Source organism: Verrucomicrobiota bacterium (genome assembly GCA_016871675.1).
Classification (GTDB): domain Bacteria; phylum Verrucomicrobiota; class Verrucomicrobiia; order Limisphaerales; family VHCN01; genus VHCN01.
On sequence record VHCN01000035.1, the window covers coordinates 22,853 to 33,043 of the forward strand.

Genomic DNA, 10,191 nt, shown 5'->3' on the forward strand with positions numbered 1-10,191 from the left:
GGTTTACTTCAGCAGCGCCCGCGCGGCGGGCGGGACGTCGTTGGTGGAGCCAAGCTTCGATAGTTGCAACGCCCGCACGTAGGCCACGATCGCCCACCGGTCCTCGACCGTGATGTTGGCCGCGTATCCCTGCATCAGGTTCCGGCCGTGTGAAATCACGCCGAACAGCTCCCCGTCCGGCTGCGACACGATCCGCTTGTCGTGCAACGTCGCCACGACGGCCATCGCGCCGATTTTCTTCGTGATGCCGTTCCCGTCGCCCTGCGGACCGTGGCACGGCGTGCAACTGATATTGAACCGCTCCCGTCCGCGCGCCATCAGCTTCTCGTTCACCGCGAGCGGGATCGTCGCCACATGATTCGTCGTGCCGGGCACCAGTCCCGTGTTCACCGCGTGTTCCTCGAACGGAAGCACCCTCGCCCCTTTGACGTCCAGCGCCGTCGCGCGAGCGACCGTCCCGGCGACCGGCGGGCGCGAGTCCATGCCATCCGCAAAAAACCCGCCGGCCTCCTGCGGCCGCACCTTGTTCTGACGCACCATGTCCGGAATGATCTCGATCGGCGGGCGGCGGGAATGATCGCCGCGCTTGCCCGCGACGAGGTAGACCGTCGCAACCGACAGCACAAACAGGAGGACGATGTATCGCATTATTCCTCGACCTCCTCGATGTGCGAACTGCCCGCCGCCTCCAGCATCTGCCGGGCCGACGCGGGCGAATACTTCGGGTCCGACGTCTCGATCACGATGAAGAACTTGTCATGGGTCACCTGCGCGAAGCGCCGGTTTTTGAGCAGCGGATGATGCAGCCGCGGCAGGCGGTTGAGGAACAACATGCCGCCGAGCGACCCGAAGCTCGCCAGGAGGATCGTGCATTCGTAGCTGACCGGGAACGCGAAGAACGGGCTGAACATGGGCTTGCCGCCGACGACGATCTGGTAATCGAACGCGTTCATCCACCAAATCATCAGCATGCCCGCCGTGTAGCCGGTCGCTCCTCCGAGGAAACTGAACCAGCCGACCTTCGATGACTTCAAACCCATCGCCGCGTCCATGCCATGCACCGCGAACGGGGTGTGGACGTCCCATCGTGTGTAACCGGCATCGCGCACCTTTTCGGCGGCGTGCAGGACGTCGGCCGTGCGCGAGAACTCCGCCACCAGCCCGTAGATTTTGGCGCCCGCAGCCATTAGTGGTGCCCTCCGTGCTTCGCGCCGCCCAGCGGATGATGCGGATCCGCCTGCGGCGTCACGCCCTTGACCTCGCTGATCGCAATGACCGGCAGGAACCGCATGAACACCAGGAAGCACGTCATGAACAGACCGAAGCTGCCCACGAACGTCAGCACGTCCACGTAAGTCGGGCTGAAGTCGCCCCAGTTGGACGGGATGTAATCCCGCGTGAGCGACGTGGCGATGATGACGAACCGCTCGAACCACATGCCGACGTTCACGAACGCCGCGATGATGAACACCGCCACCATGTTGGTGCGGACTTTCTTGAACCAGAACAGGTGCGGGCTGATCACGTTGCACGAGACCATCCACCAATACGCCCACCAATACGGGCCGAACGCCCGGTTCTTGAACGTGTCCAGCTCATACTGGTTGCCGCCATACCACGCGATGAAGAACTCCATCCCGTAGGCGTAGCCCACGATCGAACCCGTCGCGAGGATCACCTTGCACATGAGCTCCACGTGCCGGACGGTGATCACATCCTCCAGCTTGCACAACGTCCGGATGGGAATCATCAGCGAAAGCACCATGCCGAAACCGGAGAAAATCGCGCCCGCGACGAAGTAAGGCGGGAAAATGGTGGTGTGCCAGCCGGGCACCTGCGACACCGCGAAATCGAACGACACGATCGAGTGCACCGAGAGCACCAGCGGCGTCGAGAGACCCGCGAGGATCAGGTAGGCCTTCTCGTAATTGCTCCAGTGCCGGTTCGATCCCGTCCAGCCCAGCGCGCCGAGGCTGTAGAAGAACTTGCGAATCTTCGTCTTGCACCGGTCTCGCATCGTCGCCAGGTCCGGGATCAAGCCCATATACCAGAACAGCAGCGACACCGTGAAGTAGGTCGAGACCGCGAACACGTCCCACAACAGCGGCGAGCGGAACTGCGGCCAGATGCCGTAGGCGTTGGGAATGGGCGGCAACCACCAGACCGCATACCAGATTCGCCCCACGTGGATGACGGGGAAGGTGCCGGCGCAGATGACGGCAAAGATGGTCATGGCCTCGGCGGCGCGGTTGATGGAGGTGCGCCACTTCTGACGGAGGAGGAAGAGGATGGCGGAGATGAGCGTGCCGGCGTGCCCGATGCCGATCCAGAACACGAAATTGGTGATGTCCCACGCCCATGCGACGGGCTGGTTCAAGCCCCACACGCCCACGCCCGTCGAGACGAGGTAGGCGATCATGATGCCCATCATGGACATGACGCCGAAGCTGATGAGAAACGCGGGCCACCACCACTTCGGAGCCTTGCCCTCGGCGATGCCGGCGACCGTGTCCGAGATCCAGCCGAAGCTGTGGTTGTTCAGCACCAGCGGTTCCCGGGCGAGTTCCGCCGGGGGCGCCGCGACCTGCACCACGGCCGGGGTCGATTGTTGCGAAGCGGCGTCCATCAGTGCGCTCCTTTCTTCGCGCCGCCGGCGGCGGGGCCCGAGCCGTGCGGTTCAAAGGGGGAACCGCTGCGCTTCGCGTATTCGCTGATGCTGTGCGGCATCGGGTGTTCCTTGTAATCGGGCATTGCCGGGTTCGGGTTGCGCACCCGCGCGAGGTAGGTCAGGCGCGGACGCGTGTCGAGGAAGCCCAGCACGGCGTAGTCGCGCTGCTGCTTCTTGAGCTTCGACACCCGGCTCGACGGATCAAGCACGTTGCCGAAGACGATTGCGTCCGCGGGGCACGCCTGCTCGCACGCGGTCTGGATTGTGCCGTCGCGGACCTCGACGTCACCGCTGGCGCCGGCCTTGACCTTCTGCGAAATCTTGGCCGCCTCGACGCGCTGCACGCAGAACGTGCACTTCTCCATCACGCCGCGCATGCGGATGCTCACCTCGGGGTTCTTCGCGAGCTTCACGAGGTCCATCTCGTCCGCGCCGCGCCCGGCGAGCGGGCCCTTGTAGAGGTTTTCGAGCGGGCGCTTGTTGAAATCGAAGAAATTGAACCGGCGGACCTTCCACGCGCAGTTGTTCGAGCAATAGCGCGTGCCGACGCAACGGTTGTAAGCCATCACGTTGATGCCTTCTTCGTCATGCACGGTGGCATTGACGGGGCAGACGCTCTCGCACGGCGCGGCCTCGCAGTGCTGGCAGAGCATCGGCTGGTTGACGACCTGCGGCTCGTCAATCCACTCCTTCTTCTGCTGCGCGGGGTCGGCAAGCACGAGGTTGACCTCGTCGGTCTTGCCGGGCGACGACGTGAGGTTGTTCGCGAAGGAACCGAGCAGGCTCGCGGCCTTCTGCTTGAGCGGCGTGCCGGTGAAGTAGCGGTCAATGCGCAGCCAGTGCATCTCGCGGTTGCGGTGCACCTGATCCTTGCCGACGATGGGGATGTTGTTCTCGGCCTGGCACGCGATGACGCACGCGTTGCAGCCGACGCATGCGTTGAGGTCAATGCTCATCCCCCACTGGTGCATCGAGCTCATGAGGTGCGGATGGCTCTGGTAGGGGTGCTTGTAAATCGTCAGCGGCTGCCCTTTGTCATCCTTCGGGATGTGCGCCGAGTGCGAGGGCGCATCGAGGTCCATGTTCCGGGCGAAGTCCGGGTGCTCGTTGAAGTCCTTGAGGTTCGCCTCGCGCACGACGGGGCGGCCTTCCATGGACCAGTGGTCCTGCGTGGTGACGAGCTTGTAAGTCGCGCCGGTCTTGGTGAGCTTCGCGCCGGGCACGATGAGCGAGTCGGTGCGCAGCGCGTAGCCGTTGAAGCCGGTGCGGCCGCGGTTCGAATTCTCGTCGTTGCCGTGGAAGTTGGCGATGCGCCCGCCTTTCTGGCGTCCCCAACCGAGCGCGATGCCGGCGGTGTAATCGGCCTGTCCCGGCTGAATCCAAACGGGGCCGGCGACCTTGCGGCCACCGACGGAAATCTCGACCACGTCGTTGTTCTCGAAGCCGAGCTCGACCGCGGTCTTGCGGCTGAGGAGCAGCGCGTTGTCCCAGACAATCTTGGTGATGGGGTCGGGCAGTTCTTGCATCCAGCCGTTGTTCGCGAACCGGCCGTCGTCGAGCTTGGTGTCGCGGAACAGCACCACCTCGATGCTTGCGGCCGACGGCGCGGCGGGCGCGGTCGCCTTCGCCAGTTCGTCGGCGATGTTCTGCGCGGCAAGGCTGGTGGCCGGTGGCTGGTGGTCGGCGGCGCCGCCGCCGAGGAAGCCGTCGTGGAGGTAATGCTTCCACTTTTCCTCGTCCATCTTGCCCCCGGTGAGCGACGCAAAGGTCTCGCGCGTGATGTCGTGGGACTTGAGCGACTCGCACGCGCCGAGGCGGGCGAGAACTTCGGTCTCGGTGAGTCCTGCGTAAAGCGGCTCGATGAGGGGTTGCACGGGGACGAGCGTGCCGTCGCCCGTGCGCGCATCGTCCCACGATTCAAGGTAGTGCGCGGTGGGCAGGTGCCAGCCATTCGCGCCGAGTGCGGAGAAGGTTTCGTCCTCGTGCGTGCCGAGGCGGACGATGGCCTTCGCGTTCTTGAGCGCGGCGGTGAAGTTGAGCTGGGCGGGCGCGGTGAACGCCGGATTGCCGCCGAGGATGACGAGCAGGTTCACGCCGCCGGTGCCGAGTTGCGCCACGAGCGCCTCGATGCCGGCGGCCGGGGCGGGCGCGGCGCGGAACACGACGGAGTTGCCGATGGCGCCGAGCAGCATGTTGAGCAGGTGCGCGACGAGATGGACCGCGGGCGGCTGGCGGTGTCCGGCGAGCACGAGCGCCTTGCCCTTGTTGGCGACAAGATCCTTCGCGCATTCGAGGATCCACTCGCGCTTCACGCCGGCGGGCAACGGGCACTTCTGTGCGAGGGTGGCGAAGGCGGGCATGCCGGGCTCGACGGCGGCGGCGATGGCCGCGGCGACGGCGATGATTTGTCCGGAGGGGCAGCGGAGGCGGTGGTCGGCGTTCGCGCCGGTCTGTGACATGATGGCCTCGACGCAGTAGAGGCGGCTCATGGTGGCGTTTTGCTTGGCCGGACCCGATGGGGCCCGGGTGGAACCGAGCCCTGCCTCGGTGATCTTGCGGCCGTTGGCGAAGCCGCGGATGTGGCGGGCGGAGTCTTCCTCGGTGCTGATGAAGTCGCTGTCCAGGGAAAGGATGACTTGGGCGTTTTCGAGTTTGTATTGGGGCTGGACGCTTCGTCCGTAGGCGAGGCTGGCCGCGCGGGCTGCGACGCCGAGGTCAATGGCGTCGTGGAAGAACCACCTGGCCTCGGGCCACCTGGCGCCGAGGGATTTGACGAGTCGGTCCCGGGACGGCGAGGACGACGATTCCATGAGCACCGCAACGCCGGCTCCCCGGCTCGCGCTGAACTGCGTTGCAAACTGGGCCAGCTGATCGAGCGCGGCCTCGCGCTCGATGCGGTTGCCTCCCTTGGTGAACCGCTGCGCGCGGTCGGGGTCGTAGAGGTCGAGGAGGGAGGCTTGCGCGTAAAGGTCGGAGCCGCCGTGGGCGCGTCCGGCCACCGTGTTGATGGGGTGCTCGCGGTTGCCCTCGACCTTGATGGGGCGGCCTTCGTGCGATTTCACCACAAGCGGCACGGCGCCGTGGCGGGTGGGCATCGCGGTGGCGAAGCTCTGAGAAACGCCGTGGATGTAGTTCTCGGGTTGCTTGCCGAAGGGGTAAATCTTCTCGACGGGGCGGCGGCATCCGGTGAGCGCACCCGCGCCGGCAAGCGCGAAGCCCGCCGTCATCAGCCGCATGAAGTCGCGCCGGGTGACGGGGTCCTTGAGTTCGCCCGCGCCGTCGACGAATTCGCGCTCGACCCAGGCGCGGGCCTCGGGTGTGCCCTCAAGGGCTTCGAGGCTGCGCCAGTATTGGACGCCGTTGTCGGGCTCGCGGCAGGCCGGGGGAATGGTCTTCATCGGTGGCAGGCGGAGCAGCTCGTGGAGGAAAGGACCTTCCAGTCGTGGGCGAATTTCTTGCCGTGGGTCTCGGTGAAGTTGGCGGGGCGCTGCCAGTCGAGGTTGTAGATTTCGGCGGGCGGGCGCAGCCTGGCCTCGGGCGCGTTGTGGCATTCAAGGCAGAAGGGCATGCCCAAGGGCTTGGCGTGCCAGACTTCGTCCATCTCGTTGACTTTCCCATGGCACTCGACGCAGGAGACGCCGCGGTTCACGTGGACGGAGTGGTTGAAGTAAACGTAGTCGGGCAGCTTGTGGATCTGCACCCACGGGATGGGCTTGCCGGTCGCGGCGGAGTCGCGCACGAGCGCGAGGCGGGGGTCGTCCTTGAGCACCTGATTGTGGCAGTTCATGCACGTGCTCGCGGCGGGGATGTTGGAATACCAGGACCTTTCGACGCCGTTGTGGCAGTAACGGCAGTCAATCCCGAGCTGGCCGGCGTGTATGGTGTGCGAGAATGCGACCGGCTGGATGGGTTTGTAACCAACGCGCGTGTAGCCGGGATGCGCGTAGTAATACACGCCAAACGTGCCCGCGCCGCCAAACAGCGCCGCGCTCAGCCCGACCATCAGCGGGAGCTTGTTCGTCCACTTGGGGAAGATGTCAGACATGCGCGCTGGCGTCAGGATTGCGGGACGCAGACAAGCGTGGACCAGCCGATGGGGCTGGTCGTCGGGATGGTGTCAGGTGTCTCGGTCCGCACTCGCACACTTGGGTCCTGGTTCCGGTCGCCTCGTGACACTAAGCGCCGCTCGCGCGCAGCTTCAAGTCCCCACGGGCGGGCTCTGCACGTTTTCCGTTTTCGTAATGCAGGCGATAAGCCGCGCCCGCCGCACCGCCGGGTGAGGCTGCCGGAGCCCCGGGGCACGGCCGCCTGAAAACGCACGAGGCGAGAACCCGGCCCGCAGGTCCCGCCCCGAAGCGGCGTTGTTGTAGCGGTTCGCGAAGCGGAGTCAACAGCTTTTCGGACGCGCGTCGCGCCGCAATAAAATCGGAAAAGTGTGTGCGATCAAAACTGAAATGGGGCCGGAGGCAAGATGACGGGGTTGGCCTTGCGCGCGGAACTGCCAAAGGCAGGGCGCCTCCGCAACGCGTGAATCCACCCGCCCCGGGGATCGCGACCTGCCGGCGCCACAGGAGGTGCTGAATTGGTCGGGTCATCGTCGACCTTCACCCTCTTGAGGCTGATCGGGTTGGCGCCCGGCAGTTTCAAGGATCCGTCGTGTTCGCGCCGACCTGCCGGGTGATATCGAACGCAAGGTCGAGCGCCTCCTTCGCGGATTCGCCGCTCACGCGCGGGGTCCGTTTCGCGCGGACGCACTCGACGAAGTGCTGCAGCTCGAGTTTGAGCGGCTCATCCTTTGCGATGGGCACGGGCTCCCGCACGATCTTTTTCCCGGCGAACTCGCTCACGATGGCGGCGTCCTTGATGTGCGTGACCGCAAGCAACGTTTTGAGCACGGATGATTCCTGTTCCCCGTCGCGGGCGATGCGGTAGATGAAGCCTTCCTGCGCACGGTAGTCCAGCGAGACGTAGCTGGGCTGCGCGCCGCCGCTGAAGACGCGAATCTTGCGCAGGCGCTCGGGGCTCACGCGGCTCGCGGTGAGGTTGGCGACGCAGCCGTTGGCAAAGCGCAGCCGGGCGTTGGCGATGTCCTCGGACTTGCTCAGCACCGGGATGCCCACGGCGTCCACGCTTGTGACCGGCGACCGCACAAAGGCGAGCACGACGTCGAGGTCGTGGATCATCAGGTCGAGCACGACGCCGATGTCCGTGCTGCGCGCGGGATACGGCGAAAGGCGGTGGCACTCGATGAAGCGCGGCTCGGGCGCGGCCGTTTCGAGATAGCTGAAGACAGGATTGAACCGCTCGACGTGGCCGACCTGCAGCACGCAGCCGCGTTGCTGCGCGAGTTGCACCAGTTCCGCGGCCTGCGCGGTGTTGTCGGTCATCGGCTTCTCGACGAGCACGTGCCGGCCCTGTGCAAGCAACGACCTCGCAAGCGCGAAGTGCGTGGTGGTCGGCGTGACGATGCTCACGGCGTCCGCGGCGGCGGCGGCGGCGTCCGCGGAGTCGAACACCCGCGTGCGGCACTTCTCGGCGACCTTCCGGGCGCTCTCTGCGTTCACGTCGAAAACGCCCGCGAACTCGACCGCGCCGGACGCCGCGAGCTCCGCGTAGAGCCGCGCGTGCTCCTTGCCGAGCGAGCCGGCGCCGAGGACGGCGACCCTGAGTTTTTCCGAGGACATCACGCGCGAAGTCTGCCCGCGAGCACGAGCGCTGGCAATTGCGCCGTCACCGGCCAAAGCAAAAGAGCCGCTTCTCGGTGCGGAGGAATATGCGCCCGTCGAGGATGGCCGGCGTGGCGAAGACCTGCTCCCCCATGTCATTTCGAGCGAGAACATTCAACGTGTCGCCGGCCTCGTAAACAACCACGCGGCCCTTTTGCGATGCGGCGTAGATGCGGCCGTTCGCGGTGATGGACGAGGTGTAATAGCTGCCCTCGGCGTCGAGTCGCTCGGCCTGATAGCCGATGCTGCCGGTCTTCGTTTCGTAACACGACGCGAGACCGCCGTCCTTGACCGTGTAAACGCGCCCCTTGTAGCAGAGCGGCGAGGAGACGTAAGGCAGGTGGCGGTTGATTTTCCAGACGACGTGCGAGTCGGTGATGTCGCCACGGCCGCCGGGCTTGATGGCGAAGACCTGGTTCTCGGCGCGCTCAAACATGGACTGCATGTCCGCGTATTCCTGCCGCGTCACGGTCCCGTCCTTGTTCACGTCAATCTGGCTGAAGCGGTCTTTGAAGGGGCCGGCGGGAAACTCGTCCTTCACGAGCGTGCCGTTCTTGTCCTTGTCGTTCTGCGCGAGGAACTGCTCGAAAGGCGGCATCGCGATGCGGTCACCCTCGTCGCCGCCGACGTTCCAACTCGACACGATGAGCAACCCGTCGCCCGCAACCGGCGACGCGTTCGACACGCGTGCCATGCCGCGCGCGGACCAGCGTTCCCTGCCATCCTTCAAATCGTAGCTCTTCACCCACAACGAACCCGCGACAACGAGTTCCCCGGTGCTGCCATGACGCCACAGGAAGGGCGACGAGAAGCCGCGGCGAAACTCCGAGCGGTCGGTGCGCCAGATGTCCTTGCCCGTCTGCTTGTCCACCGCGAGCAGGAAGGAATTCATGTCCTGATCGCACACGAGGATGACCTTGTCGCCGGCGAGCAGGGGCGAAGTGGCGGCTCCAAACTCGACCACCGGCACGGGCAGCGGCTTGCGCCACTTTTCGTTGCCGTCGAAGTCGTAGGCGAGCAGGCCGAACGAGCCGAAGTAAACGTAAACGCGCTCGCCATCGGTGCAGGGCGTCGAGGCCGCGGGACTTCCGATGCGATGGAACGCCTCGAGCTTCTCCGCGGGGGCCGGCGCGCGCCACAAGATGCGGCCGTCCTTGCGGTCGAGGCAGAGCGTCTCAAGTTTGCCGCCCGCGTGGCCGGTGAGAAAAATGCGCTGGCCCCAGATGCAAGGCGACGAGTGGCCCTGCGGCAACTCGGTTTGCCAGACGACGTTCGACTTGGGCCCGAAGTGAGCCGGCGGATCACCGGGGCCGGCGATGCCAAGCCCGCCGGGTCCGCGGAACTGCGGCCAGTGCGAGTCGGCGGCGGGCGTGGTGGCGAGTGGGGCGGCGAGGAGGACGGCGAGATTGAGGATGTGCATCGGCGGAAGGTGAGAAGTCAGAAGTGAAGCGTGAAGCGTGAGGATTGAACGCCACTCACCCGGCCTGGAGTGCGGTGGCAGGGCGCCGCGGCGACACCGTTTTCATTTGCGAGTGGTTGCCCTTCAAAGCGGCGCGCCGCTTCGCCCTGCCGCCGCACTCCACACCGGGGATGCGCGGCCTTGCGGCGTCCGTTTGATTCGTGTCCATCTGTGATCGTGAAATCTTCAATTCGCCCGCGGGCGCGGCTTGGGCAGGTTCACCTTGGTTTTCTCCTCCGCGAGCTTCAGCAACTGCGCGGGCGTGACGAGGCGCCGCCAGTTGAGGAAGTCAGGCGCGGCTTGATCCTCGCGCGGGGCCTGCGACAGCGTGAGCGAGG

The 10,191-nt window shown here is 65.6% G+C and carries 7 protein-coding genes; all 7 read right to left on the reverse strand.

Annotated features, from left to right (window positions below; genetic code table 11):
* Positions 1 to 3 precede the first annotated feature (3 nt).
* The 7 genes from FJ386_09115 to FJ386_09145 all read right to left on the reverse strand — a co-directional run bounded on the left by FJ386_09115 (position 4) and on the right by FJ386_09145 (position 9,814).
* Positions 4 to 648 carry a cytochrome c gene (locus FJ386_09115; protein ID MBM3876862.1) on the reverse strand — a complete coding sequence of 215 codons (645 nt, stop codon included), beginning with the start codon at positions 646 to 648 and terminating at the stop codon, positions 4 to 6.
* The gene (locus FJ386_09120; GenBank protein ID MBM3876863.1) at positions 648 to 1,187 is read right to left on the reverse strand and encodes a DUF3341 domain-containing protein; all 540 of its coding nucleotides are present in this window, start codon (positions 1,185 to 1,187) and stop codon (positions 648 to 650) included. The genes FJ386_09115 and FJ386_09120 overlap by 1 nt, the downstream gene beginning before the upstream one ends.
* Entirely contained in the window at positions 1,187 to 2,626 is a 1,440-nt protein-coding gene (locus tag FJ386_09125; GenBank protein MBM3876864.1) for a hydrogenase, read from the reverse strand. Before FJ386_09125 ends, FJ386_09120 begins: the two co-directional genes overlap by 1 nt.
* Positions 2,626 to 6,066 carry a 4Fe-4S dicluster domain-containing protein gene (locus tag FJ386_09130; protein ID MBM3876865.1) on the reverse strand — a complete coding sequence of 1,147 codons (3,441 nt, stop codon included), beginning with the start codon at positions 6,064 to 6,066 and terminating at the stop codon, positions 2,626 to 2,628. The genes FJ386_09125 and FJ386_09130 overlap by 1 nt, the downstream gene beginning before the upstream one ends.
* A complete protein-coding gene (locus FJ386_09135) occupies positions 6,063 to 6,713 on the reverse strand; it encodes a cytochrome c3 family protein (protein MBM3876866.1) in 651 nt (216 codons plus the stop codon). The genes FJ386_09130 and FJ386_09135 overlap by 4 nt, the downstream gene beginning before the upstream one ends.
* A gap of 598 nt (positions 6,714 to 7,311) precedes the next feature.
* Positions 7,312 to 8,352, reverse strand: a complete 1,041-nt coding sequence (locus tag FJ386_09140) for a Gfo/Idh/MocA family oxidoreductase (protein MBM3876867.1) — start codon at positions 8,350 to 8,352, stop codon at positions 7,312 to 7,314.
* A gap of 46 nt (positions 8,353 to 8,398) precedes the next feature.
* Positions 8,399 to 9,814, reverse strand: a complete 1,416-nt coding sequence (locus FJ386_09145; GenBank protein MBM3876868.1) for a pyrrolo-quinoline quinone — start codon at positions 9,812 to 9,814, stop codon at positions 8,399 to 8,401.
* Between the last annotated feature and the right edge of the window lie 377 nt (positions 9,815 to 10,191).